At 58.2% G+C, this 25,625-nt stretch carries 25 protein-coding genes and 1 pseudogene; 5 read left to right on the forward strand and 21 right to left on the reverse strand.

Annotation, left to right across the window (positions count from 1 at the left end):
* Positions 1 to 30: 30 nt before the first annotated feature.
* Together CO666_RS24955 and CO666_RS24960 are read left to right on the forward strand one after the other, a co-directional pair.
* Positions 31 to 552 carry a MerR family transcriptional regulator gene (locus CO666_RS24955; RefSeq protein WP_064820043.1) on the forward strand — a complete coding sequence of 174 codons (522 nt, stop codon included), beginning with the start codon at positions 31 to 33 and terminating at the stop codon, positions 550 to 552.
* Complete coding sequence (locus tag CO666_RS24960) at positions 542 to 1,120, forward strand: PIN domain-containing protein (protein WP_097592260.1); 579 nt, start codon at positions 542 to 544, stop codon at positions 1,118 to 1,120. The genes CO666_RS24955 and CO666_RS24960 overlap by 11 nt, the downstream gene beginning before the upstream one ends.
* Positions 1,121 to 1,163: 43 nt before the next feature.
* Here CO666_RS24960 and virB11 read toward each other — a convergent pair whose 3' ends face one another.
* Genes virB11 through CO666_RS25025 form a run of 13 tightly spaced genes read right to left on the reverse strand, consistent with a single transcriptional unit; the run spans position 1,164 to position 11,302 of the window.
* On the reverse strand, positions 1,164 to 2,192 hold the full coding sequence (virB11, locus tag CO666_RS24965) for a P-type DNA transfer ATPase VirB11 (RefSeq protein ID WP_097603308.1): 1,029 nt from the start codon (positions 2,190 to 2,192) through the stop codon (positions 1,164 to 1,166).
* Between the two features lie 8 nt (positions 2,193 to 2,200).
* A complete protein-coding gene (gene virB10 / locus CO666_RS24970) occupies positions 2,201 to 3,373 on the reverse strand; it encodes a type IV secretion system protein VirB10 (protein WP_064820018.1) in 1,173 nt (390 codons plus the stop codon).
* 8 nt (positions 3,374 to 3,381) lie between these two features.
* Positions 3,382 to 4,239, reverse strand: a complete 858-nt coding sequence (gene virB9 / locus CO666_RS24975) for a P-type conjugative transfer protein VirB9 (protein ID WP_064820017.1) — start codon at positions 4,237 to 4,239, stop codon at positions 3,382 to 3,384.
* On the reverse strand, positions 4,236 to 4,907 hold the full coding sequence (locus CO666_RS24980) for a VirB8 family type IV secretion system protein (protein ID WP_064820016.1): 672 nt from the start codon (positions 4,905 to 4,907) through the stop codon (positions 4,236 to 4,238). Before CO666_RS24980 ends, virB9 begins: the two co-directional genes overlap by 4 nt.
* Before the next feature lies 1 nt (position 4,908).
* Complete coding sequence (locus CO666_RS34660) at positions 4,909 to 5,190, reverse strand: hypothetical protein (RefSeq protein ID WP_081278376.1); 282 nt, start codon at positions 5,188 to 5,190, stop codon at positions 4,909 to 4,911.
* A gap of 41 nt (positions 5,191 to 5,231) precedes the next feature.
* Complete coding sequence (locus tag CO666_RS24990; protein WP_011053372.1) at positions 5,232 to 6,164, reverse strand: TrbL/VirB6 family protein; 933 nt, start codon at positions 6,162 to 6,164, stop codon at positions 5,232 to 5,234.
* 2 nt (positions 6,165 to 6,166) lie between these two features.
* Positions 6,167 to 6,400 carry an EexN family lipoprotein gene (locus tag CO666_RS24995; protein ID WP_008537008.1) on the reverse strand — a complete coding sequence of 78 codons (234 nt, stop codon included), beginning with the start codon at positions 6,398 to 6,400 and terminating at the stop codon, positions 6,167 to 6,169.
* Positions 6,397 to 7,098: a P-type DNA transfer protein VirB5 gene (gene virB5 / locus CO666_RS25000; RefSeq protein WP_097603309.1), complete on the reverse strand. Its 702-nt coding sequence runs from the start codon at positions 7,096 to 7,098 to the stop codon at positions 6,397 to 6,399. The genes CO666_RS24995 and virB5 overlap by 4 nt, the downstream gene beginning before the upstream one ends.
* Positions 7,095 to 9,461, reverse strand: coding sequence for a VirB4 family type IV secretion/conjugal transfer ATPase (locus CO666_RS25005; RefSeq protein WP_097603310.1), 2,367 nt, complete (start codon positions 9,459 to 9,461; stop codon positions 7,095 to 7,097). The genes virB5 and CO666_RS25005 overlap by 4 nt, the downstream gene beginning before the upstream one ends.
* Positions 9,454 to 9,792, reverse strand: a complete 339-nt coding sequence (locus tag CO666_RS25010) for a VirB3 family type IV secretion system protein (RefSeq protein WP_040111789.1) — start codon at positions 9,790 to 9,792, stop codon at positions 9,454 to 9,456. The genes CO666_RS25005 and CO666_RS25010 overlap by 8 nt, the downstream gene beginning before the upstream one ends.
* 5 nt (positions 9,793 to 9,797) lie before the next feature.
* Complete coding sequence (locus tag CO666_RS25015) at positions 9,798 to 10,097, reverse strand: TrbC/VirB2 family protein (protein WP_040111788.1); 300 nt, start codon at positions 10,095 to 10,097, stop codon at positions 9,798 to 9,800.
* A complete protein-coding gene (locus tag CO666_RS25020) occupies positions 10,094 to 10,762 on the reverse strand; it encodes a lytic transglycosylase domain-containing protein (RefSeq protein ID WP_097603311.1) in 669 nt (222 codons plus the stop codon). The genes CO666_RS25015 and CO666_RS25020 overlap by 4 nt, the downstream gene beginning before the upstream one ends.
* 3 nt (positions 10,763 to 10,765) lie before the next feature.
* Positions 10,766 to 11,302, reverse strand: a complete 537-nt coding sequence (locus CO666_RS25025; RefSeq protein ID WP_040111786.1) for a hypothetical protein — start codon at positions 11,300 to 11,302, stop codon at positions 10,766 to 10,768.
* Positions 11,303 to 11,400: 98 nt separating this feature from the next.
* Here CO666_RS25025 and CO666_RS25030 point away from each other — a divergent pair, with 98 nt between their 5' ends.
* On the forward strand, positions 11,401 to 11,772 hold the full coding sequence (locus tag CO666_RS25030; protein ID WP_004673403.1) for a hypothetical protein: 372 nt from the start codon (positions 11,401 to 11,403) through the stop codon (positions 11,770 to 11,772).
* A 768-nt stretch (positions 11,773 to 12,540) separates the two neighbouring features.
* Positions 12,541 to 12,723 carry a hypothetical protein gene (locus CO666_RS25035; protein ID WP_016737443.1) on the forward strand — a complete coding sequence of 61 codons (183 nt, stop codon included), beginning with the start codon at positions 12,541 to 12,543 and terminating at the stop codon, positions 12,721 to 12,723.
* 110 nt (positions 12,724 to 12,833) lie between these two features.
* On the opposite strand, the gene CO666_RS25040 is transcribed toward CO666_RS25035, so the two are convergent.
* Positions 12,834 to 13,754 carry an ArdC family protein gene (locus CO666_RS25040; RefSeq protein ID WP_004673402.1) on the reverse strand — a complete coding sequence of 307 codons (921 nt, stop codon included), beginning with the start codon at positions 13,752 to 13,754 and terminating at the stop codon, positions 12,834 to 12,836.
* Between the two features lie 294 nt (positions 13,755 to 14,048).
* On the opposite strand from CO666_RS25040, the pseudogene groEL reads away from it, so the two are divergent.
* A pseudogene (groEL, locus tag CO666_RS34665) lies at positions 14,049 to 14,271 on the forward strand (chaperonin GroEL); the annotation flags it as partial.
* Between the two features lie 747 nt (positions 14,272 to 15,018).
* Here the strand turns inward: groEL and CO666_RS25050 are convergent.
* From CO666_RS25050 to CO666_RS25080, 7 genes are all read right to left on the reverse strand, one after another.
* Positions 15,019 to 17,817 carry a sensor domain-containing protein gene (locus CO666_RS25050; RefSeq protein WP_097603312.1) on the reverse strand — a complete coding sequence of 933 codons (2,799 nt, stop codon included), beginning with the start codon at positions 17,815 to 17,817 and terminating at the stop codon, positions 15,019 to 15,021.
* Between the two features lie 175 nt (positions 17,818 to 17,992).
* Positions 17,993 to 20,254, reverse strand: a complete 2,262-nt coding sequence (locus CO666_RS25055; protein WP_008534399.1) for a methyl-accepting chemotaxis protein — start codon at positions 20,252 to 20,254, stop codon at positions 17,993 to 17,995.
* Between the two features lie 292 nt (positions 20,255 to 20,546).
* Positions 20,547 to 21,512: a helix-turn-helix transcriptional regulator gene (locus CO666_RS25060; RefSeq protein ID WP_097603313.1), complete on the reverse strand. Its 966-nt coding sequence runs from the start codon at positions 21,510 to 21,512 to the stop codon at positions 20,547 to 20,549.
* A gap of 296 nt (positions 21,513 to 21,808) precedes the next feature.
* Positions 21,809 to 23,074 (reverse strand): NAD(P)/FAD-dependent oxidoreductase, encoded by a 1,266-nt coding sequence (locus CO666_RS25065; protein ID WP_004671504.1) that lies wholly within the window; start codon positions 23,072 to 23,074, stop codon positions 21,809 to 21,811.
* Between the two features lie 62 nt (positions 23,075 to 23,136).
* Entirely contained in the window at positions 23,137 to 23,448 is a 312-nt protein-coding gene (locus CO666_RS25070; protein ID WP_004671505.1) for a putative quinol monooxygenase, read from the reverse strand.
* 12 nt (positions 23,449 to 23,460) lie between these two features.
* The gene (locus CO666_RS25075; protein WP_004671507.1) at positions 23,461 to 24,564 is read right to left on the reverse strand and encodes an NAD(P)-dependent alcohol dehydrogenase; all 1,104 of its coding nucleotides are present in this window, start codon (positions 24,562 to 24,564) and stop codon (positions 23,461 to 23,463) included.
* 58 nt (positions 24,565 to 24,622) lie between these two features.
* The gene (locus CO666_RS25080; RefSeq protein ID WP_026188838.1) at positions 24,623 to 25,621 is read right to left on the reverse strand and encodes an ABC transporter permease; all 999 of its coding nucleotides are present in this window, start codon (positions 25,619 to 25,621) and stop codon (positions 24,623 to 24,625) included.
* Positions 25,622 to 25,625: the final 4 nt, after the last annotated feature.

A 25,625-nucleotide genomic window follows, 5' to 3' on the forward strand; every position in this document is an offset into this window, starting at 1 on the left:
GCGCGCTCCTATGGCACCCAGAAATCGGAGATGGAAAGCGGAGCATATTTCAGTTATTGCAGTTATAAGCGACTTGCCCTATATACATGGTCAGAGGTGTTCGCCATGACCAGCCATGTTCTTCAATTTACCAAATTGTCGGATCGCGACCGCAAGGCCGTCGCGCCTATGCCAAATCTGGCGGAGGGCGACCAACTGGAACTACGGATTCGCCGTGAAGGTGGACAACTTCAAACCCTTTCTCTCCCAGCCTCGGCTCTCGCACCTGTCGAAGCACTCCTCGATCATCTGTTGCGCGGCAAGCGTGTTGCCGTGCTCACGGAAGATCAGGAATTGAGCCCGACCGACGCCTCCACCATCCTCGGCATCTCACGTCCTCTCGTGGTGCTGCGCATGGATCGCGGCGATCTGCCCTTCCGCTATGTCGGCAAGCACCGCCGAGCCAAGTTGAAGGATGTTCTCGCGCTCAAGGACAAGCTCGATGCTCGCCAGAAAAGCCTCGACGCGCTGGCCGAGGACACAGAGGATCTGATCGTCAATCATGGCCTCTAAGCCGCCTGTCGCGGTCTATGATGCCTGCGTCCTCTACCCTTTCCATTTGCGTAATGTCTTGGTCCAGTGTGCTTTCGACGGTCTCGTCGACGCACGCTGGACCGACGACATCCACGCCGAGTGGATTCGCAATCTGGCCATCGGCTCACCCGATATACCCTTCGCCCGTCTGAAAGCGACCCGTGATCGGATCAAGGAAGTTTTGCCCGATGCCGATGTCGGCAACCACCGAATTCTCATCCCCGACCTCTCGCTACCGGATCCGGATGATCGTCATGTTTTAGCTGCAGCCATCGCCGGAAAGGCTTCTCTGATTGTCACGTGGAATCTCAAGGATTTCCCAGCCGCGGACCTTCGGCCTCATGGGGTGGCCTGCGTGTCGCCAGACAATTTCCTCGTGGGCCTCCATTCCACGTTTTCGAGCGCATTGATCGACAGCATCAGGCGCGGCCGGTTGAATTTACGGAAGACGGTGCCGGCGGTTCACGAATTCATTGATGCACTGGACCATCAGGGGCTCCGCGCGTTTTCAGTGGTCCTGCGTGAGAAGGCCGCACAATTGGACTGACGGTCGAGACCGACAGAATTGTTTGAGGCCCGGACGCAACCCGTTAAGCTCGATCCGACGAAGAGCGGCCGAGGTCAGTCGCGGCGTCTCGATAGTAGATCTCGCTCACCCGAAACCGGCCGTCGATCCGCTTGCATTGGATGATGATGTCGACCGCGATCGTCAACATCTCGCGGATGTCGTGCCGTTCGAGGTCCCCACCACCCTCCGACTCCTTGACCAGCAAAGTCAGCTGCTCAAAGGCGAGGCGGGCCGAGTCGGCATGGACCGTGGTGATGGAGCCAGGATGGCCGGAGTTGACATTGCGGATGTAGTAGAATGCCGTCCCGTCCCGCAGCTCCTGCAGCAAAATGCGGTCGGGCCGCATGCGCAGGCAGGATTCGAGCAGGTCCTTCGCGCCGACCTTGGCGAGCCCCTGCCCGCCTTTGGAGTAAAGGAGCCGAACATGGTTGGGCTGCGGGACCACCAGCTCGGGAGTGTCTTCGATCGAAATAATCCGCTCGCTTTGCGGAATGTGGCGGATCAGCGCTTTCGATAGAGTTGTTTTTCCCGACCCGGTGGCGCCGGAGATGATGATGTTCTTTCTTGCAAACACCGCCTCCCGGAGAAACGCTTTGTAGGCGCCAATGCGATAGTATTCCAACAGCCTTTGGTCCGATTGGCTCGCGTCGCCGTCGACCCGCAAAACGTCGGCGAACAATCCTCCATGATCGAGATCCTCAAGGGTCAGCGACACGGAGGACGGCTTGCGGATGGTGATGCTGACGGTTCCCTTCGTCGTTGCCGGCGGGATGACGATCTGGATCCGCTCATCATCCGGCAGGGTCGCCGACAGGATCGGCCGCGTCTCGTCGATCGATTGATCGGAGAAGCTCGCGACGGCGCGAGCGAGACGCATCAGCCGGTCGAACGAAAGTTCGGGCATCTCATAGGTCTGCCATCCGTCCCTACCCTCCGTGACGACCTGTCCCGGCAGGTTGACGACGACCTCATAGAGCGTCTTGTCGCGTAGGAAGCGTGATAGTGGCGAAAGCAGTTCGCGCACGACGCCGGAGTCGGCAGCTTCAGTCATTGCCGAACCTATTTTGTCACGAGCTTCGAGGAGGGGCTGAAATCCCCAAGGACAGCACGGTCGTAGACGCGATTGCGGGGCTCGGTCACGCGAAGCCGATAAACGCTTGAGAAGTCGAGGTCGCGTGCGACGAAGATCGAAACCAACTCGCCCTGATGTTTCATGAGCGTCGGCGGAATGTTGATCGACTGCTCGACGGCGATCGCCGCGGCCTGCTGACCGGCGCTGGTGGTATTTTGCGCTTCGACGTCGCTGTCCTGCAGCCGGCTGCTGGCATAGGAACTGGCATCACCGACGATCGACAGGAGCATTGCGCTGCCGAACCGCTCCCACCAATGGGTGTCCACATAACCATCGATGCCGGCCCGGCCAAGCGCATCGGTCGCCGGCGAAGCCAAAGTGATGATCACGCCTTTCGGCGTCTTCGCCCGGTTCCAGAGAACGAACAGGCGCTTTTGGCCACGGCGAAGACCGCCGCGATATTCTCCGACGATCTGCGTGCCTTTTTCCATCAGCACCACACGGCCATTATCTGAGAGAACGTCCCGGTTGATGACGCAGCTCGTGAACCCTGGCTGATCGGAGGAGAGCGCGGTCTCGAGAACGCAAGGAATGGATGTCCCCATTGCGACAATGAAATCGCGGTTGCCCAACGTGCCGGCGCGCGATCCCTGCAACTGCGTCGGCGTCAGCAAGCGGTTGAAGCGCTGGTCTTCGTTTTCACCCTGCGAGGCGAAGCCGCCGGGATTGGCGCCGAGCGGCACGTAATTCGAGGCCTGATCCGACGCCTCGCCCTGATCCTGCCGCCGCGTGGCCGGCGATTTCTCGCCGCCATAGGCGATGACCGGCGCACGGCGGGCAGCGTCGAGCAGCTTGTCATCCTCGGTCGGCGCCTGCTCGGCGGCGACAGGCGTCGGGAGCTGAAATTGCGGCGGTGTCGCCACCGGCTGTGGCTCCTTCGCCGGTTCGAAATCCGATGTCTGCCGGATGACAACGCGCTCCGGCTGGGCACCGTCTGACGGTTTGTCCTGCCCTCGCATCGACCAGAGAGCGAAGGCGACAAAGACGACGATCGCCAACGCGACAGTGCCGCGTTTGAGGGTGGGGTTATTGTCGAGCCGGCCACCGGCCGCCGTCTCGGCCCGCTCGCCCGGAATCTGGGCAATCTCTTCCTCGGCCATGTCACCTCCTATTGCGCCGCGCCGGGCGGCACTTTGACGACGCGCTCGACCGACGGTGACGTCGTGTTGGTCTCGGAATTGATGCCGACGCGATCGTAGGCTTCGTTGAAGACGCAAAGCACGTCGCCGCCCCGGCGCAGGATGAACTTGCGGCTGATCGCGTGAACAAGGACGAGATTGCCGTCGACCGACTTCGAGACCAGGCTTTCGCTGCCGTCGGAATTTTCCATATAGATCGCCGGCATTTCCTGGTTGCCGGCGAAGGCGAAGGTCGTGACCTTGCCGTTGTCATAGACCGCTTGCGGTTCGAGCGCTTGGGATCCTTGCGCCGAATAACGCCAGTTGCGCGGTCCATAGGCTTCGTGAAGGGCAAGCACGCGATCGGCCTCACCGGCCTGCGCCGCCTGCGCGCGCGCAGCTGCTTCCTGGCGGTGCCGCTCCGCTTCATCAGCGGGATAGCGATATTTCACATAGAAAAAGGTGTTCTGACCGGCTTCAACGCTTCCGTCGCGGACAGTGAGTTCCATCTGGTAGCTGCGGGTCGAGCCGTCCCGTCGTGTCGTCACGACCGAGATATTCGTCACCGGCTGATTTTCCCTGGGCTTCAGGAACAGGATGTTGCCGGCCGGCGCCACTTCCCAAGCAACGCTGTTGCCAAGCGCCACATGAGCGATTTCCTCGTCGGCGGCGAATTCGATTTGCACCGAAGACCGCAGCGTGCCGACGACTTTGGTGATGTTATAGGGCTGGTAGTCGACGAAACGGATGCGGTTGTCCTGCGCGGCGCCGCGCGGCGTCTCGAGGGCGAGCGCTGCAGACGAAAACCCGGTGGTCAGAATGAGCGGAAGGAGAAAGTGCAGTCTCAATTGATGGCCTCCGGATCGGCGCGATATTCGCTGACGACGAAGCCGAGCGGATTGGTCAGCCGGTCGGTCGAGGACATCGGAGCGTTGGCATAGGAGAAGGTCAGGGTCGTAACCCAGTGCGTGGTGCGCACCTCGTCACCGCGGGTCACGGTCCTCATATAGCGGACGGATGCCACATTGGCGTTGATCAGCGAGATGGAAACAATGTTGATCCGCGACGTGGCGCTGCGGCCATAAATGTTCTGCGGGGAATCGGGATTGCTGCCGCGGTAGACTGCGGCAAATCGAGTCTGTTCCGGCTGCGTCGACAGCAAGGCGACGGTGCGGAAATTCTCCTCGCCCTCGCTCCAGACGTAGCCCTCGCGGGCGCGGACATATTTGGCCGCGAAATATTTGGTGACGGCCTCGTCGTAGGTGCCGGCGGCCGACGTCAGCGCCGAGACTACGTCAACGATGCCTGTGGAATTATCGACCCGCACGACGAAAGGCTCGACGGTTTTCAAAGGAGTGAGGCCGGCAACGGCAAAGACGGAAACGGCAGCAAGCGTGCCGGCGCAAGCAGCGACGAACCAAGCGATGCGGGCGGAACGCTCGACCTGGATCATCCGGTCCTGATCGAACCGGCGGGCTTTGTCGAAGTAACTTTTGAGGTTATTCGTGGTCACCATGTCATTCGCCCTCGCATGGACGGTAGGAGCCCGCGACATCGAAATGCGCGAAAGCGGCCGGTGTGGCTGAAGATGGTTCCGGCACATAGGCGGCGGCGTGACTGGTCGGCTCAGCGGGAACGGCCCGGGTCGCCGGCTGCTCGCCTCCACTGTCCTGCCATTGCCACATGGCGCGGTTCAGCGGCCGGCGGGAATAACCATCACATTTGGGCAACGGGTGGGAAATCGAACCGCAGCCTACGAGACCGGCGGTCAGCAAAAACGATAAAACGATACGGAGCATCCCAAAAAAACCTGTTCAATTGTCTGAAGCGTTGGTGGCCGTCATTCGGTCCGGCCTGGAGTCAGGCGGCGGCCAACGGAACGCGCGCCTCGGCCGACCGCTCTGACTGTGTGGGATGTCGCCCAGGCGAGCGTGCTTTCATGCGCATCGCGGGCGGCGCCGTAGCCGTAGGTGAGCGACGCCCCGCCCGCCGCGAGAGCTGAAGCGATGCCGGGCAGTTGGTAGAAGACGTAGAGTGCGGCAACGCAAATGGCGCAGAGCGCGATCGGCCGCATAAGCACGTCACTATAGCTTTCGATCGCCGTAAACGTCGTGTCGATGCAGGTGATCAGCAGCGAGCCGATCGCCACCACCAGCACCTGCAGGATGACGAAGTTGGCGAGTTGGCCGATCCAGGATTCCGTGAATCGGCGGGTCGACTGGAACATGGCGAGCGCGATGAAGATCGGACCTATTGCCAGCACGATGGCAAGCGCCAGCCGGGCATAGAGCGAAACTATATAACCGATCGCCGCGACAAGAAAACTTGCGCCGATAACCAGCAGGCCGCCCACGCCGGTGACGATATCGATAGGCCACGAACCCCGCGACCATATCTCTTTGGCGCACCTCTGGCCCTTATCCAGCAGGCTGTCGAATGTGGAGGCGCTCGGCGCCGCGCCGGAGTTCAGCGCCTGCGAGATTTCGTGCGGCAGCGCATCGAAAAAGATATTGGTGACGTAGGTTTGATACTCGCCGGCATTCCTCACCAGCATGACGATGATGGCGAGCTTCATCGCTCGGAAAGCGAATTCGAGGATCGGTTCCTGCACGGAGCCGCGCAGAACGAGATAACCGTAGAGCACGACATAAAGTGTAAGTGCGGCCGTCAGCGGGCCGCTGACCCAGCTGGCGATATTGGAGGTGCCCGACGAAATGAAGTTCTCGAGCGGTGCCTTGAACTGCCCGTCGACGAAGCTGAAGACCTGATACATCGTCAGCCTCCCAACGATTTGCCCATCCGCTCCAGCCGCAGCTTGCCGTCGGCCGCCTCGGCGTTGCGGCAATTGGGCGTATCACGGAGTTCTCCGGGATTGTTACGGCATTCGCCGATGATTTTCGCGAGCAGAGCATCGTCCGCCATGAACTCATCGACCGTGTAAATCTTCTCCGCCTGCGGGGAGCAGGCCGCCAGAAAAAGCATTGCCGCGCTAAAAAGAAGCCACTTCATTTGAGCGCCGCTCCCATCGTGTCCATGCGCTTGCGCCAGTCCTCGGCCTTGCGTTGGTCATCGACCTGCACCTGGGCCTGCTGGACCATCTGCAGGCCCTGCATGCGCAAGACGTCGGTTTGCAAGAAGGCGGTTTCGGCCTGGAGGCGGGCCTGCAGATCGGCGATGTCCTTGGCGTCGGCAGCACCGGAGATTTTCTGGCGAAGCTCATCGATGCCGCCGATGCGCTTGGTCGCCGCATCGTAGATCTGCCGGCCGAGGCTCATCTGCCCGGCGTTCTGGTTCTGGATGCGCGACAGTTCCTGCGCATAGAAATCGTCGGCATCGGTGCGATAGCTGGAGTTATCCTGAAGGAATTTCGAAGCGGAACTGCCGAAGACGCCGCTGCCGGAACCTTGGAACAGGCCCTCGATTGCGTTGAAGTCCTGCGGAAGCGCCTTGCGGATCGACGGATCGTTCAGCAGGTTGGCGACGTCGGCCATGTTGGTGATCTTGTTCAGCGAGCCGTAGAGCTGCTGGGCTTGCTGGAGCTGCTGGTTCAAGGCGTCGAGCTGGGACTTCAGCTGCGTGATGCTCTCAATCTGCTTGGCGATCGATGTCTGATCGATGACCGGGATGCCCTGGGCCGACGCCAGCATCGCCGACGCTAAAAGAGCGGCCGATACAAATAATGGCCGCATCGTTCCTGTTCGGATCATGCTGTCTTCCTCCTCTGATGAAACACGGCAAGCCAATCCTCCCGTCCCTCGCCGATCTCCAAACGGATAGCATCGGCAAGCTCGACATTGGCCGTCCGGCCGGAGAGGATGGCAAGTTCGTCGTCGAAGCCGTTGAGGTTCAGCTCGGCGACAACGCTGTTGTGCCCCTGCTTGACGATGAACCGGCGGCTCTCGACGGAGAGCTCGCGCGAGATGAGCTCGAATTCACGTTCGGTCAGCTTGAAACCGTCGACATAGTCGGCGCGGTCGCCGCGCGGGTTCGGAAGAAAGATCTGGGTCGGGCACTGCTCGATGATCGTGTGGGCGATCGGCGATACGATGGCGTCGCGCGGGCTCTGGGTCGCAAACAGCATGAGACCGTTCTGCTTGCGGATCGTCTTGAGCTTGTTCTGGGCGAGATCACGAAAGCCTTCGTCCTGCAGCGCCTTCCAGAACTCGTCGATGACGATGATGATGCGACGCCCGTCGATCAGCTGCTCGATGCGATAGAACAGGTAGGCCATCAACGGCGTGCGGATCTCCTCATTGTCGAGGAAATCGGTCATGTCGTAGCCGATGAACCTGGGGCCGATACCGATATCGTCAGCCTCGTTGTCGAAGACCCAGCCAAGCGGCCCGCCCCTCTCCCACCGTCGCAGACGTGCGGCAATGCCCTCGGGATCGGTATTGTTGAGGAAGGTGCGCAGGGCGCCGATGGAGCGACGCTCCACCGGCAGGTCCGCCACCCCGTCGACCGCCGAGGTGATGTCGCGCAACTCGGTAATCGATAATTCGCCAGGTCCGGATCGGACCAGCTTGGCGATCCAACCGGTGAGGAATACTTTGTTTTCCGCAGTGAATTCCAGTGCTTTCAACGGCGCGCAGCCGGTGGCGACACCATTTCTCAGCGGCAGATAGGTGCCGCCGGCCGCCCGCACGAAGAGATCCGCGCCGCGGTCCTTGTCGAAAAAGACCATATGCGGATCGTGCTTTTCGAGCTGCGACAGCATGAAGTTCAACAGCACCGTCTTGCCCGCACCCGACGGGCCGCAGACGAACGTGTTGCCGAGGTCGCCGTGGTGAAAGTTGAAATAGAAGGGCGAGCCGGACGCGGTCTTGAGCATGGCGACCGCCGGTCCCCACTCGTTGCCGTCCTTCTTGCCCGCCGGATAGGAATGATAGGGAGCAAGGGCTGCGAAGTTGCGCGACGTGATCGCTCCCGAGCGCGCGCGATAGCGGAAATTGCCCGGCAGTTGTGCCCACCAAGCAGCCTCGAGCCCAAGATCCTCGCGGGCGACGACCGCGCCGCCGCTGGTGAGATAGGCGCGCGCCTTCGCCATGTGATCGGTCAGTTCCTTGACCGAGGGAGCGAAGACGGCAAGCGTAAGATGATGTTCCCCGAGAACGAAGCGATTGGATTCGAGATCGTCCATCGCCTCACCGAGTTCCTCGATCTGCGAGGCTGCCTTGTCGCCGGCACTGACCATCTGGTTCTGCTTGCGACCCATGATCGTGCGGGCATCGGCCTTTGAGGTGAAGGCGAAGGACTGCGTCAGGATGAGCTCGAAAGGTGCGGTCAGGATAGCGTCGAGCATGCCGCTGCGCGTCGTCGCCGGATATTCCTTGAAGCCGAACATGCCGGCATAGCGGCTGTCGGCCTCGTGACGGATTTCAATGGTTTCGCGCCCAAAAATCACCCGGTCGGAATAGATCGCCGAGGAAATTCGTCCCTCCGTCAATGCGATCGGCTCCCGCCGTCCACCGACGATCTGGTGGAGAACTTCGCTCGGCTCGGAGAAAAGGATGCCGTCATGTTCGTGGAGGGTAAGCTGCCGCGGCCCAAAGCGCTGCAGGCCGGCGGCGACATCCGCCACCCGGTCACGCAGATGCTTCAGAGCCTGCCCGTCGAGCTCGGCATCGGATCGGCGCGCCTTGCTGAGTCGAGAGAGAAGCTTGGCGGCCTTTTCGGCGGGATCCCGCCCGGGATGCCAGACAAGGGTGAGGTAGAGATCGTTGCCAAACAGGTCTTCATTCACCATCCGCTCCCGATATCGCGCGTTCAGACCGTCGGAAAAGGGATTGGCGAAGCGTCCCTCGGGATAGGCATTGTCGCGGCGGCGCACCATATGCGTCCAGAGCGCCAGTCGCTCGTCGGCGATATTGCGATAGAGCGTGTTCAGGCTGCGGTGCAGGCCGTTGAGATTCCTGACGTCTGATGTCTCGAAGGAAACGCCGTCGAGAGCGATCATTGTCATCAACGCTCGGGATTCGAGCGCAATGGTCGTCTCGTCGACATGCCTGACATAGGGAATGAAGGTTTCCGGCCCTAGCTCGCGCGACCGGAGCGTCGCAATGTTAGACAAAGCTGAGATCCCTTTCGTCATAACGCCGGGTGAGCTTCAGAGGCGAGAGCGTGGCGCCGCCCCAATACGCGGTATTGCGGGAGCGGCCACGGGTTTCGATCCACGCAATGAGGATCCGAAACATATTGTGGTCGTGCTTGACGAGCGCGCGAAACAGGACATGGAAAACGATACCGACCAGCGCGTAGGCGATTGATCCCGCAGTGATGTAAAGGATGGTCGTCAGCATGATGTTGACGCCCATCGCCTCCATCGTCACGCCAGCGATCATTGCCGGGCGCGTGCAGGCGAGAAACAACGTGTCGTCTTCGAGACTCGGAATGCTCGCCATAGCGCTCAATTCCCCACGATGGTATTGACCAGCTCGGTGGCGCCGAAAATGCCGCCGATCCCGATGATCCAGAAGCCGGCCCGCCTCAAATCCATGTAGCCAAACATCCAGGCGATGCAGATGATGATGACGGCGATAACGGCCAGCAGACGGGCGATATTGCCGGTCAGCATGTCGACAATATTCTGCAGCACGGTTTCGATGCCGGCGGCCTGGGCGAACGCTGGCTCGACCAGGCAGATGACAATGGCGGCCGCCATGAGCGTGGATGCGGCAAGGGGGCGAAGTCTGGCTTTGAAGATCATTCACTTTGCTCCGATCGATCATTTTGGAAAACGAGAACCGAGGATTGCCGCCTTGAGCTGAACACGTCCCAGGATGGGGCCTCGACGGCTTGGGAGGGTTGTAAAGGCGGTTCGGGAAGTGCTGGTACCACCTCATCCTGTGGCTGCCCGCCCGACCCGTCCTGGTCAGCGCGTTCGCCAATGGTGAGCGAGGCAAGCGTTGGCGATAACTGCTTTGCTTCCTGGCGTACCTGCTCGTCATATTTGGCCATGGCGCCGAGGGATGGATCATCGCGGCCATAATAGGACTGGAGCATCACCCTTTCGGCCTGAGCCGGATCCCCCGCGCGTAATGCGGCGCGGTAGTATCCGTCGAGAAGCGTGGCCGTGGCCTTGAGGTTCCGGCAGGGATCGAAGGCGTCGGCGACGGATAGCTTTAGTTTCTGAAGGTGCTCGATGCCAAGGCCGCCAAGGCCGATCTGGATATCCTGGCGATCGGCAATCAGGGACGTGGCAACCTCGATCGCCTCCGCCTTCGATACGGGTTGAGCGGCCAGCGGCGGGCCCGTGTTGATGCGGATGGCGAAGGGCTGAAACCGGCTCTCGAGGCTGACAATGCCGGCCAGCGTCTCGACCTGAACCATCGGCGCACAGGTTTGCGCGATTTCGACGAATGCAGCACCCATCGGTCAGTACCAAACGCGCTGTTTACCGGCGCCGTCGATGGTGACATCGACATAGTGCGGCTGCGATCGCACATTCGGACGACTTATCGGATAGCCCATGCACTGGCGGTGCCCGTCCACGCGCTGCCAATGTGGCGACAGGACCGAATTGTCGCGGGAAGTATAGTCGTTCCCATCCCAGCAGAGGCTGTTGCTCACCGGCTGCGGCGATGTCGACACGCAGGTTGCTTGCCGACCGCCGCGACCGCTATCAGTCGTGAGCTTGTACCCCGCATCGCAATAATAGGGTTCATAGCCCGGCCGCGAACTCTGAAAACCGACGCCGCTACAGGTCGGGAATAAGTGCCCCTCGGCAAGCTCCCGCCACAGCTTCTGGATCGGCGGCCGGCATTCGGCATATTGCGTCGGCCCGCCGGGATTGGAAAGGCATAGGATAACCTGGCATCCCCAATCCTCGGCCCGCGCGTTACTGCCGAAAATAAGATAGGGTGGCGCAACGAAGCAGACCGTAAGCAGTGAATTCAGGAGAAGGCTTTTCATGAACAGGATCCTTCGAGACGATGGCGCCCTATTGCGTTTCGGGAGACTCAATCTGCCTGCCCGCGTTTATACTGTCGTATATAACATAGTTAAATGACATGACAAGCGCGATTAAAACGCAATGGCACAACCTTGCCTTCTCGGGACTCATTCTCCATGAGATCCTCGACCATCCGCTGGAGGACGAGACCCCGCAGGCGAGGCTGAAGCAGATCGGCATGATGACGATCCTCTATACGATGACTCAGGCCCATCAGAAGCTAACCCTCTCTAATATAATTGAGATTACCGAGCTAACACGCAGCGGTGTGAAGGAGACGGTCGACCTTTTGGTAAAGCGGGGAATGCTGGTGGAGACGATGGGGAAGAACGCCATGGGCCGGGGGACGGCGCGGCAATTCGAGATCTCTCAGGACCTCCTGAGCAAGCTGAGCTCTTTCCGCGCCAGCCAGGAGGCGGGGTTAAACTGACTGATCTTCGGCTTTAATGGAGTGAGATGCGAATCATCCGCCAGCCCGATCGCATGGCTGCCGGTAGTCATCAGGGACGATCAGGCAACCCGTCCGCAGGCGGGTTGCAATCAAACAATGAAGAGTATCGGAGAAATCAGCATAGCGGCGCCGTGAGGCGGATTTCGGGAATTCTCGCCACGCTAAGGGCGGAACAAGGGCAGCCGCAGGAGCCTCAGCATAGCGGCCGTCAAGGGAGGCGGGACCGACTGCCCCCGCCCGTGCGTTCCCTATCTCCGTCGCCGCTCAGCATATGGAGCGCGTTGCGCACCGGCGAACTCGGCTGGAACATGACCTACCGGTGAGGGCGCCGATGGTTGGCTCTCCAGTGTCTATCCGGCATTACGCGCCAAGCGAAAACAGATTTCATGAACGGGTCCAACGCGTTTGGACGGAGAGATCGCTAATCCCAGGCAGGATCTGACGAAACAGGAAAGACGTTGTTTGCAGCTTTTATCCGACGGCGATAGTGACGGTGCTATCCATAGGAGACTGAAACTTATCCATTCAAACCGTCCGCCTCCATCTTTCCAATGCGCGCCAGCGGCTGCAGGCACCCGCTCGTGTTGAGGCCGCGGCCAAAGCTGTCAGCGCAAATTTATCAAAGCAATATTTTTTGCTAGTTCCAAATAGATCATCCGACGACCCGCTGTCATCAACGCTTCTCTCGATGCTACGCACGACGACTCGTTCGCGCGGGACATCGTTCTCGTTCGCCCTCGGCGGACGATGGCTTCCGCCATCGCGATGCTAAGGGAGGATCTGCCGGAGGAGGTTGCAAGCCTGCACAGTCGCGTGATTTTCAGCATCGACGGTCGAGGGGATGCGCTGGTTCTCACCACGGGCCGCATGACGACGCCGTCGGAATACTTCGCGCGTCACTTCAATATGCCGGTGAACACGCCCCACTAGCTGCGCGAGGTCAATGCCTGACGATTTTAGACGCCGGTTCGCGGGATAGGAGCTTGCGGCCGTCGGGTCGCGGCAGTGGGCGGCGTCCGGGTGGCTAAGAAGGAGACGGCTCACGCCGCCTCCTCCTCGTTGAGGTCCGGCTGCAAGTCATGCAGATAGTCGACCGCGCGCTGGGCATGAGCTGCCGCTGAAAAGATGGCACGCTTGTCGCTGCCGAGAACCTTGAGCCAGTCATCGAGATAGCTTGCATGGTCGGGGCGTGGTTCGAGCTCGGGGACGATACCAAGATCGGCGCAGAGAAAGCAGCTGCCGAGTTCGGCAATGAGCTCTTCGCGGGCGCGTTCGCTCCTGTCTTTCGCATAGCGGCTGAGATCCCGATCGAGCCTTCGCGGTGCAGCGGTCCAGTGCGTCATCTCGTGACTGAGAACGGCGACATAGGATGCATCGTCCCGGAAGGCGTCGAAGCACGGCATCTGGATGTAGTCACGGGCAGCAGCATAATAGGCCGCCGATCCTCCATGGCGGATCAGGGCGCCGGTATTGGCAAAGAAGCGGCCGGCAGCACCGATGCGGCTCATCCAATCCTGGTCAGGCGCGATGGAATGGGCAAGGCCATCAAGGCCGGTGATCTGGTCGGTGTTGAACACGGTGTAGGTTTTGAGGAAGGGGATGTCGCGTTCGATTTCGGCGCCTGTCTCCGTCGTCTCGGCGCGGATGAAAGAGCTGGCGAAGACGACGGTCGTGCCGGTTTCGCCCCTGCGGACGGCGCCGCCGAGCTCGATTGCCTGGCGAAACGTCATCCACCTTGGTGATGCAAAGCCGCGGGCGATGGCTTCAGACCAGAGGAGCAGAGCATTGATGCCGGTGTAGGGTTGGCCATTGTGGCGCAGTGGCCGGCTGACCTCGGCTGTCCAGCCTCCCGTCGTCCATGGCTTGGTCCATGGACGGACGCCCTGTTTGAGATCGGCGATGATCTTGGTGGTGATGCGGCTGTAGATATCGGATCGTTGATTGGATTGCTGCCTGTTCATCTCTGAACCTCCGTTCGAGGTCGCGGCCATCGCGACCTGCTACGGCGGTCCAAAAGCCAGGCTGCAAGTGCGGCCAGCACCCGCAGGGCCGCAACGAAGTGAAGGACGGCAAAGCCGTTGCGGGCAGCGCGAGCCTGGCAGGACCAAAAGCCGGGGCAGGACGGGATGCAGCAACACCACGGCGAGACAGGTTTGAAACCCAGGCAGAAATGAAAAATCCAGTCTATTACGCAAGGCGGGAGCGTCCGGGATGAATCGATGGACCCGAAGCGTGGCATCGACCTTGCGCGGCCGTTCCTCGTCGACGCAATGGAGAAGGTTAGCAACGAGAGTGCCATTTCGTCGAGGAAGCCAAGACCGCCGAGACCAAACTCGTAGTCTTCGCGCGCATGCATTCGACCCGTACCTCAGCCCCTACTTCGTCGCCAACCAGGACAAGATGCGGGTAGAGTTCGAGGATCCGTATATCCTCATCCACGAAAAGAAGCTATCGAACCTGCAGTCCTTGCTGCCGGTAAGTTGAGGTCTGATGGAGCATTCCAATCGGCCGACCGCCTTCAGCAAATAGGCAGAACCATTACGAAATCACGGCGCAATCGCTGGCGTTTTTTTCCGCCACCCGTTCAAATGGCCGAAAGTTTCGAGTTGATCGAATTGAAGCTCCCGTGTTCGGGAAGTGGTGGGATCCGGGAACGTTTGGCAAGATTCAACGAACCACTGGCCGCCACGCCCAGAGAGGGTCATAGGGAATACGATGACAAGCGCGGACGCTCAGTCGTTCAGTCAGGTTGCGAGCACGTATCAGCTTGGGATCGGTATGACTCACATAGCGCCTCCAACTGATTTACGGCACTAGCCAAATCGTGAAGTTCCGATTTCAGCGATTGGATGATGTCGAAATGTCCGGAGCCATTCGAATTCGCAGTTGAACTTTTCAAATCCGCAGAACTTCTATTCGGATGGGGAAATGGGATGAGCTTTTGCACGGTTATGCTTTTGACGATATTGACGCAGAATAGTAGATTGTACTGGGCAAGTCTTTGCAATGGCAATCGAAAGCGAAAACACGTCAACGTATGTTTCGTCGCGCAATTCGGTACAGGGCCTGCATATTTCGGAACATCAAAGCACCTGAAGTTTTAAGTAGTTCCTATTGGTCCGCGTTTTATCCAATCGCCCAGAGTAGTTTGGGCTTCCGTTGGATGAGTGCGGTATAAACAGCGCCGCAGGTGGCGTGGATCCTGCGCGCTGTTAGCCGTAGGCTTCACGCGGTTCGGGTCCCAACAGATGCGGGAGGCAAGCGCATGAGTGCCACCCCTTCCTCTGCGGGCATCGGCGTAAGATGGGAATCACCGCGAGAGAACTCGAGCACTGCGTTTGCAGCGAGAAGTTCGGACTTCGGGATGGGCTTGCTATAGTAGAACCCCTGTGCCACAGCGCAGCCGCTTTCAGCCAAGAATTTTTCTTGATCGACCGTCTCCACGCCCTCAGCGACTACATTTTGCCCTAGGCAGCGCGCAATTGAGAGAATTGCCTTGACCAGTTCTCTACTTCGCTTGTCGGATCGATTGATGAATGACCGGTCAATTTTGAGGGTATCAATGGGAAAGTTAGCCAAATAGCTCAGAGATGAGTAGCCGGTGCCGAAATCATCGATCGCTATGGAAATTCCGCTCGCATGCAATTGAGAGAGTGTCGTCGAAACGCCCTCGCAGTTATGGAGCAGGAGACTCTCAGTTATTTCAACCTCGATCCACTCCGCACGACAACCGGTTTCCTGCAATACGTCCGCCACCGTTTGCGACAAACGCGGGCATTGAAACTGCTTAGGAGACAAATTTATCGCAATCTTGTGCGGGGGCAGTCCATCTGCATTCATGACGGCAGCCGTGCAACACGCCTCATGCAGCACCCATCGTCCAAGATCGATGATCAATCCCGTTTCCTCGGCGACACCTATGAATTCTCCCGGAGGGATCATTCCCATCTTCGGATGATGCCATCGTAGCAGTGCTTCTGAACCGATCACCTTTCCGTTGTCCAATAGGACCTTTGGCTGATAATGGAGTTCAAGTTGCTCATGTTTCAAAGCTAGGCGTAGGTCTGATTCTAGCGCTAGGCGCTTTTCAGCCCCAATCGTGAGATCCTTTGAGTAGAAGCGGAAGTTGCTACGCCCCGAGCGCTTCGCCAAATACATCGCAGAATCCGCATATTTCACCAAATCGTCGGGAGCGTCGCCGTCATTTGGAAATACCGATATCCCGATGCTGCAGGATACAAAGATCTCCCTGTCGGAAAGCATGAAGCGTTCGCCGAATGCGGCAAGCATTCTGCTGGCAATTTGAGCCAAATCGTCATTGTCCTGAACATTGGGCAGCAAGACTGCAAATTCATCTCCACCGAGTCTCGCCACGGTGTCGCTGGCACGGACGCCTTTTTTCATGCGTGTCGCCACCTGCCGCAGCAACTCGTCACCGACGGGATGTCCCATAGTGTCATTGATCGCTTTGAAATGGTCCATGTCGATCAGCATCACCCCGGCTCGCTGGCCCGCCGAAGCCGCGTCCCCGATCATCTCGCGTAGCCGTTCATTGAAAAGTGTCCGGTTAGGCAGGCCGGTCAGAGAATCGTAGAATGCCATCTGATGGATTTTCTTACGGGACGTGTCCAGTTCGGTGATATCGCGGGCGACGCCGAGGATCCCCATCAGCTTTCCCCCCGTGAATACCGGAACCTTACGAGTCTCCAAAAGCGTTGATCGACCGTCCTCGTGAGCGGTAAACCGTTCCTCATTGATGAGAATACGGCCGGCTTGCATGGCCTCCTCATCCTTGTCACGAAAAAACTGGGCGAGTTCGGGAGTAAACAGGTCATAATCCGTTTTCCCGACGATTTCCGCTTCTGCCTTGCCGACCAATTCTTCGAAGGCATGATTGCACAACAGATATTTGCCTGTTACGTCTTTCAGCCATACCATATCCGGAATGGTCTGCAGGACACTTAGGAGGCGAGCCCGAGCTTCAATAGTCGTGCCCTCGGCGTGCTTTCGTTCGGTAATATCGCGAGATAACACCAGAAAAGTGACGGTTGAGTGATTGCTGCTTGGTCGCCTTGCGACCGACAGTTCAAACCAACGGGATTCGCCGTTTGGTAGGGCTATACGGACACAACGACCGTAGGAGGCGCCGGTTTCATCGGCTTCTTCAAGAGCCAGCATAGCGATGTCGGCCTGATCTGGAGGGAGCACATCGCGGACAAGCTTGCCGAGCAGCACTTCTTTTCGCTGCGCCAGGATCTCCTGATTCCTTGCCCAGACCTGCAGGTAGCGACCGTCGGCATTTACCTCGAACAGAACGTCAGGAATGGCGGCAATAATTCCCTCTGCGAATTCAAGAGCCTCTTTGAGATCATGCTCCGCACGTTTTCGCTCTGTGATGTCCAACATCGCGCCAACCAAGCCGATCCTGTTACCAGCGATATCAGTGATTGCGGTCTTGCTGAGTAAAAGATCAACGACACCACCATTCTCGGTGGTGGCCTTTGCTTCATATTGCTGAACACCGCCATTTGCAAAAAGCGCCTCGTCCAACGCGGCATACGTCTCGGCTATGGGTGCGGGCACCAAATCGAAAACGGTTTTTCCGATAATATCTCCCTTTGAGCGGCCGGAGAAGCTTTCGAAGGCCCTGTTGCAACCAAGGTGTATCCCATCTCTGTTTTTGAAGAAGACGGGTAACGGGATCGCGTCGAGTACGACGGCACTGGACATCTCTTCGGCGTTGAATGGCAAGTCGATGTTTGTCGCAGGATGCCGGGGATTCGCCCGGAAAGCCTTCTCAAACGGTTGCTTCAGACTTGCGACATCTGCGTCGTGACCGTGCGATGGCCGGACAACGGAGGCTTCCGAAAATGGCGGGGCCGTGCCCGTGGCAAGCGGAGCGCTGGCATTGACCGCGTTGCGGAAGGCTCCACGCCCCTGGTCGATTTGAGCATCAGTCGGCATCTGCACTTCCACAGGCTGTTCGGGGCGGGATGTGCGTTCCGATTGACGTACGTGTTTCATGTGCCTGTCCTGCTTTGTCACGTGGCTGAGCAATCATGCGTCAAGCCAGCATTTTGTTAGGACCGCACAAGTCATTTGGCGGAGTACCATGCCGCTACCCCACCGGGATATCGCTCTCATTCAGAATCATCAAAGACGTGTATTTGCATGTGGTCGGCGACGCCGCCCATATCATTTAGAACGCTTGCCAATCATCATTCGAAGGCGCGAGCACCAGGTTACCACGGCGCATCGGATAGTCTCCGCGGTCAACCATTGTCTGACCGGGCGGGAAGCTCTTCCCAAGTTCGCCCGTGACCTTCTGTGGCTTCCCGCTCTCGTCTTTGAAGTGGAAATGTTTCAACAGTGCGGCTAGGCTTTGGCTCTCTTGAGCGAGGTGCGATCCTGCAGTATTCATCTCCGCGACCATGCTCGCATTTTCTTGAGTGGCATGGTCCATATGGTTAACCGCGCCGTTGATCTCGCGCAGGCCCGACGATTGTTCCTGGGAGGCCGTTGCGATTGCGTCCATATGAAGATTTACATCCTGCACAAGCTCTTCAATCGTTCTCAGGCCCGATCCGGTTTCACTCACGAGCCTTACGCCTTCGTCGACGGCAAGAGCTGAATTGCCGATGAGATCCTTGATTTCTTTTGCCGCTGTCGCTGAGCGCTGTGCAAGCTCCCTGACCTCCTGGGCAACAACCGCAAAGCCTTTTCCCGCGTCGCCAGCACGCGCTGCTTCGACGCCGGCGTTCAGCGCCAGGAGGTTCGTTTGGAAGGCGATCGCGTCGATGACGCTGATGATCTGGGAAATCTGCTTGGAGGAGTTTTCAATGCGATTCATGGCGCCGATAGCATCGCGTACAACCCGACCGGACATTTCCGCATGATCTCGCATCTGTTGGACGGCTCCGCGCGCCTCAGCCGTCCTCTTCGTGGTCGATGCAACGTTGACGGTTATCTCCTCCAACGCCGCTGCAGTTTCCTCGAGCGAAGCCGCCTGCTGCTCCGTGCGTCTTGAAAGATTTTCAGATGCGGCCGAGACGCCCGAGCTGCCATTCGTGACCGTTTCGACTGAATGGCCGACGGTAACAAGCACGTCCCGGAGCTGACGAATGGAAGCGTTGAAATCCCTGCGCAAACTTTCAAACTGTGGCGCTAACGGCTCCTCAATTTCATAAATCAAGTCTCCATCCGCCATCCGCTTCAACCCGGTTGCCAATGCCGTCGTCGCTCGGATGAGGCGCTCTTCTGCTTCTTTTTCCGCCCTTACCTGAATATCCAGCTTCTCTTGGTCAGAACGAATGCGCTCAGCTTCCGCGGATGTCTCCAGGTTACTTTTCTGTATGGCCGCGCCGCGGAAAAACTCAAGGCAACGCGCCATGTCCCCGATCTCGTCGCGTCGGATCGTCAAGGGCACCGGCGCCGACGTATCGCCTTCTGCGAGTGCCTTCATTCGGCTTGTCAGAGTCCGAATGGAGCTTGAAATTCTCCGAACGACCGAAATGCACAAAATGAGTACCGTAGACATGATCAGAAGCGTGGCGCCGGAGTAGCCGATAAAGGCATTGCGAAGATCGGCGTAACGCTGAAATGCCATCTCGTCCAACTCGTCGCCGGTGCGCATAATGAGTGCGGTCAACAAAGCAGCCCGCTGTTGGGTGATTTCATTCCATCGATCCAACGTCTCGGGGGGGAAGGAAACGCCCGGCTGGTTTGCATACATCTGATCGCGAACGCCCGCGATGAACTTGCCTGCGGCGCTGGCCTCGAAGTCGTCATAAGATTTGACGAGATCGGCGGGGAGAAATTCCTGCATCGCAGGCACATAAAGCTGCTTTAGATTTTTTGACTGTAAGAGGGACGAAAATAGATCGACGGACATGGCTGAATTTTTGACGTAGGCTCGGCCGGGCCTGATCTCCAGCAAACTAGCTTCCGTGATCTGCATGAGCGCGTGAAAACCGGTAATTTGGCGTGCTAAATCCAAATCATTGACAGTCGCCCCAGTGCGACGGACGAGCTCCAAGCCCGCAAGGGCAGCTGGGCGCAAAGCAACAGCTCCCTCCGCCTCGCTAGCCGTTCCGTCATCGACGCGCCGGCGGAAGCTATCGATATTGTCCCGCCTTTCACGAATGATCTGTACCGCCCGTTCTATGGCCGGATCGTCGAATGCCTTTTTCCAAGAGTCGTAAGCGGAAAAGACCGCTGTAAAAGCCCTGTCCGATGCAGCTTGCTTTGCCCGACGCACGTCGGCGCCTGCAAACGCTTCCGCCGCTATAGCTTGGGCGAGGAATCCGCCTTCCCGCCCAAGTCGCTGCGTTGTTTGTGCGCTGCGGAAGGTAGAGTATTCTCGGTAATATCCCAGTGATGTTGATACTCCGATGATTACGAACGCCGTCAACGGGATAATTGCCAAAATCATTAAAAGTAGAGATAGCGGCAGTCTCGACATATGTTCCTCATAGACGACTATAAATTACACCGGCTTCCATTAGCGACGCGGTCCAGAACATTGCGACATTGACCGCTATGTGTGAGATGACCTCGGCATAATTACTATAAGATTAACTCCTGTAGTGGTCTTGAACTGCGTTGCGCAGATCGGAACATCGTCGCGTTCAGGGGATCATCTGCAAGACAGATCTTGGGCCGAGGCAGTCGGCTTTTCTGGAGAGTGCTGTTGCTGCAAGCCTTGAGGACGGTCGAGCGTGCCGGCTGATCGTAGCTCGGTCGGCGCAATCTGCTTATGATATACGCAATGTTTCCGAGGGAAGTACCCCATAGCGCTTGCGATAGTCCGCAGAAAATCTGCCTCTATGCACGAAGCCCCATTTCAGAGCGACCTGCGTGACCGAGAGGCCAGGTTCGCCTGTCATCAGTTCCTGATGCACTAATTCCAACCGTAGGTGCTGCAGGAATGCCAGAGGGGTCGTATTCCGAAAGTTGCGAAAACCGCTTTGAAGAGTGCGTCGGCTTACGCCACAAGCCGTTGCGATTTCCTCAAGAGATAGCGGCCGAGTAACATTGGCACGCATATAGTCGACCGCCCGCTTAACGGCCTTGGGTAAGGGTGATTCAGCAACGCGGCATAACTCAGATGAGTAGCGATGCTGCGCAGCTTCGATCAAAAGCTCCATCGTCGTTTCAGTGAGGTGATGAAGTGCTATCGGTGATTGAAGGAGGGTTCCGTCTCGTAATCCAGCATACAGCACTGGTACCAGTTGAACCAAAAGGGAGCCGAACCCGACCGATAGGTCGATTTCTGGCGAAAAATCGAGGCTGCCTCTTATTGGCGTATTGAGCCGACATCCCAAACGGCGCGTCAGCTCATCATGGGCGATCCTAAGCCCCAAATGTTTCCTGGGCCCAATGAATTGGGTCGTACTCGCCGACATACTGTTCACGAAAACGCCCCGCGTTCCCTCTGACGGGATTTGTCTGCCGTCAACGGTAACGACCGATCGCCCATGTAGTGGAAGCATGATGATGTTTGCCTCCGCCGGTCCCCGGTGCTGGACGGTTAGGTCGCCCTCGTAGTGCGCGGCAATAACTGCAATCGGACCATTGGTAATCGCATGTACATCGTAGGCGATCGTCTTATCGCCATGTACATGCGCTTCAGATTGCGGGGAAAGCCTCGAAAGCGCTGCCGCGAGTTCCTCGCTGCAGGTACCTTTGAGCGAGAAATGGTCAATCTTAGAGGGGGACACTCTCAACTCTCCACATCATCACTTCCTTCCCGAAACGGTATTCAAGCATGAGGCCCGCCTATCGCTAACGACAGGCGGACAGGGCAATTGACTTGTCGCGGCCAGTCCTCGCCGTGAATTCGACGCAGTCGAAGTCGCCTAAGTTGATAGTGCGAAGATCAATCATTGTTATATATGGAACTCCGACAGAATTGTTACCTGCTGCCAACCATCGCTTTGCAACCGATTCCCAAATGTCTGGCCTTTGATGGTCTCCATTCACGGCCCAGCAGACTCGGGCGTGCTCGCGCTAGCGACTAAACCTCATCCTTTAAGGTTTCTTTTTGCGTGATCAAACGTGCGGAGTGATGGCCGGAAACAAAGATCCATAGCCAGCTTAGTCCCACTGCCAATCTGCTCCTCGTACCTATCAGGAAGTAGATATGGGCAAGCCCCCAAATCCACCATGCAATTCCGCCCTTGAGCCGGATCTTCCCAAAGTCGATAACAGCCGAATTCGGCCCGATGGTAGCCAGGTTTCCCAGATGCCTATATCTGAACGCACTTGGAGTGGGTGTACCCAGACGTCGTGCTTCAATTACCGAAGCGACATATTTGCCTTGCTGTTTGGCGGCGGGAGCCACTCCGGGGACGGGTGTTCCATCAGCGGCCTTCACGGAGGCAGTATCTCCAATAATAAAAATCTCGGGCTTACCGCCAACAGTCAGATCTGGCTGCACGACCGCCCTACCCGCCCTGTCCTTTTCAGCACCGACCCAGGCGGCGGCGTTCGACGCTTGCACCCCCGCAGCCCAGATGACGGTCCGGCTTGAAACGAACTCATCTCCGATCGCGATGCCGTTCTCGTTGCATGCCGTCACGGGAATGCCTGTTCTCACTTCGACGCCCATCTTGATTAGCGACTGCTCGGCATATCTCGAAAGTGCTTCCGGGAACACGGGTAGGACACGTGGACCTGCCTCGATGAGAAGGATGCGCGCCGATCTGGTGTCGATGCTACGGAACTCCTCAACAAGGGTTCGTTGGGCCAGTTGCGCTATAATCCCAGCCATCTCCACGCCTGTCGGGCCTGCTCCGATTATGCTGAACGTGAGCATTGCCTTCCGCCGTTCGGGATCAGCCTCCAATTCGGCCTTCTCAAACGCGAGAAGAAGCCGCCGCCGGATGGTCGTCGCGTCTTCGAGTGCCTTTAGCCCGGGCGCAAACGGCTCCCACTCGTCCCGGCCAAAATAGGCGTGCCTTGCACCTGTCGCGAGAACGAGCGTGTCATAGGGAATAGCATTCCCATCCTTGAGCGATACTACGCGTGCCTCGGTATCAACGCCAACAACCTCGCCCAGCAGCGTCGATACATCCTTTCGTCCTCTGAACAATGCTCTGATGGGCCAGGCTATCTCCGAGGTTGCCAATACAGTCGTGGCAACTTGGTAGAGGAGCGGTTGAAAGAGGTGATGGTTGCGCCTGTCGACGATCGTTATGGAAGTGTCGGGACACTTGAGGTCCTTCGCTAACTGGAGTCCGGCAAAGCCACCGCCGACTACGACAACTCGATGCGTATCCATTTCGTCTCCCCAAACCTGCGCGCTCGGGGCGCGCGCCTCGTAGAAATGGCCATTGCGCCCGATCAGTCGCTGATACGGGTATTTACATTAATCGACGGTGGACTCACCAACAGTGGAAGAAGAGGCTCCAGCACCCGCTTGACATTAGGATGTTCGCCATGGCCAACGACAGCCGCCTCATTCTGCCAGCCGTCTAAGATGATGAAAGTGTTCGGATCGTCCGACCGCTGGTAGAGGTCGTAGTAGAGACAACCAGACTCTTCGCGGGCGGGTCCAATGAATTCCTGAAGGAGTTCTTTTACGCGATTTCGATTTTGGGACGTGGTTTTGAATTCAACGACAAGGTGCTGTTCCTCTGACTTCTTCGATGTCATTTGCGCTGGCTCCTAATTGAAAACGACGACCGGCTTGATCACTCGCCCGGCTTCGGCGTCCGCGATCGCTTCGTTGATCTTCTCGAAGGGATACTTGGTGATCAATTTTTGGAAGGGGAAAAGCCCAGCCTGATTAAGATCCATCATCTGCGGAATGAACAGCTGTGGAATCTGATCACCAAGGATCGCACCCTGGATCTTGCGATTGAACACCATTAGATCGAGGGGGATGGGAATGTCGTTCCCGAGCGCGTCGAGGCCGAGCAAGACAACGTGCCCGCCGGCACGGGTGCACTTGATCGAGTTCAGAATAACCGGAATGATGCCAACTGCGTCGATCGCGAAGTCGGCACCGCCGCCCGTCAGCGCATGGATCTGGTTGACTACGTCGGGATCTTTGCCGTTGATCGCATGTGTGGCACCAAGCCCCATGGCCATGTCTAGCCTCTGCTGATTCAGATCTATGATGATAATCTTGCTGCACCGACGAACTTTGGCGGCCATCACGGCGGCCATGCCGACAGCACCTGCGCCGAAAACGGCTATCGTCGACCCTATTTCCGGCTTCATCGCGTTTATCACTGTTCCTGCACCCGTTGCCATGCCGCACCCGAGTGGCGCAGCGTCGGTAAGGTCGAGGTCTGTTTTCGGCAAAAGCGCTGCATTGTTTTCAGTCGCAAGGATATGCGTCGCAAAGGACGACTGGCCCACGAAATTGCTGCCAATGCCAACTTCATCGCAGAGCAATGCCTTCTTACCATTCGGACGAAGCCCCGTAAGATTGTACTGGGTATAATTTTGGCAGTTCATTGGGTGAGAACGGCGGCAGTCGGCGCAGAATCCGCATGAGCTCTGGCTCAGTGCGACGTGATCACCCACTTTGAGGCTCTGAACTTCTGGTCCGACCGCCTCGACGACGCCGACGCCTTCGTGCCCCGGGATCACCGGTGCCGGCGGGCCAAAAATACCGTCGCGAAGCAGCAAGTCCGTGTGGCAGATCCCGCTCGCAACCGTGCGAACCAGGATCTCGTTGCCTTCGGGGTCAGCCAGTTCGAGTTCACGGAACTCCAGCGGGCTCTTTGGCTTCACGGCGACAGCCGCAGTGATTTTCACCATTATATTCTCCTGCGTTCTCCCGCAATTGCTACGGGAATGACTTGATCGGCCCGACGGACTAGACGCGACCCGCGCGCGCACCGTAGATGATTGCGGCAAATGCAATGATCACGCCCTGGACGATAAGCTTGCCCGGCTCCTGGATGCCGAAGACGGTCAGCATCGCGAACAGGAAGCTGAAGGCAACGACGGCAACGAACGGCCCGGCGACGCCGCCCCGGTCGACGCCGAACGTCACACCGCCGAGGATCGTGGCGGCGAGAGCATTCATGAAGGTGTCGAAGCCTGGCTTGATGGTGCCGACCGCCAACGCGGATACCTGGACCAGGGCCGCGATGCCTGTCAGGGCGCCCGCGAGCGTGTGCGAGACAAAAATCGTACGTGCCAACGGAATTCCTGTAGTTTCCGCCGCCCTCGGATTGTCGCCGACGGCCCTGAAGTAACGCCCGACGATGAGAAAGCGAAATGCGATAGAAATCAGGGCGGCGATGACGATCCACAGGACCACGGAATAGGAAAGGCCGTGGATATTGCCGCTCGTAAGTATTCGAAGCCAGCTTGGCGTTGAACCGGGCGCGCGGCCGGCGCTCATGTATTGGACGATCCCAATCAGAATGGCCGAAACACTTAGTGTGGAGATAACGGCAGAAGCGCGCACGTATGCTACGAGTATTCCGTTTACACCCCCCACAGCTAGCCCAATCACAACAGGCATGAGGACGGTCATTAGCGGTGGATAGTTGTTGAGCTGGCCCGAGCTGGCCAGATAAATCGCGAACGCGAAAATACCGCTGACAGAGAGATCGATGGATCGCACCCGCATGACAAGCGACTGGGCGAGCACCGCGATCCCGAGCGGCGCTGACTGCTTGAGGATTACAAACCAGTAGTTGGGATTTATGAGCGTGGCGCTCACTGCTGGAGCAACCGCAACCAGGATTGCGAGCACATAGTATGCGGGCGGTAGCCCGAGTATCCACGAAATGGCGCTCTTACCCCTCAATGAGCGAGATGGTGCTTCAGTTTTCGAGTCTGATGTGGTCATCGAGAAGTCCATTTCT

The organism is Rhizobium chutanense (assembly GCF_002531935.1).
Lineage (GTDB): Bacteria > Pseudomonadota > Alphaproteobacteria > Rhizobiales > Rhizobiaceae > Rhizobium > Rhizobium chutanense.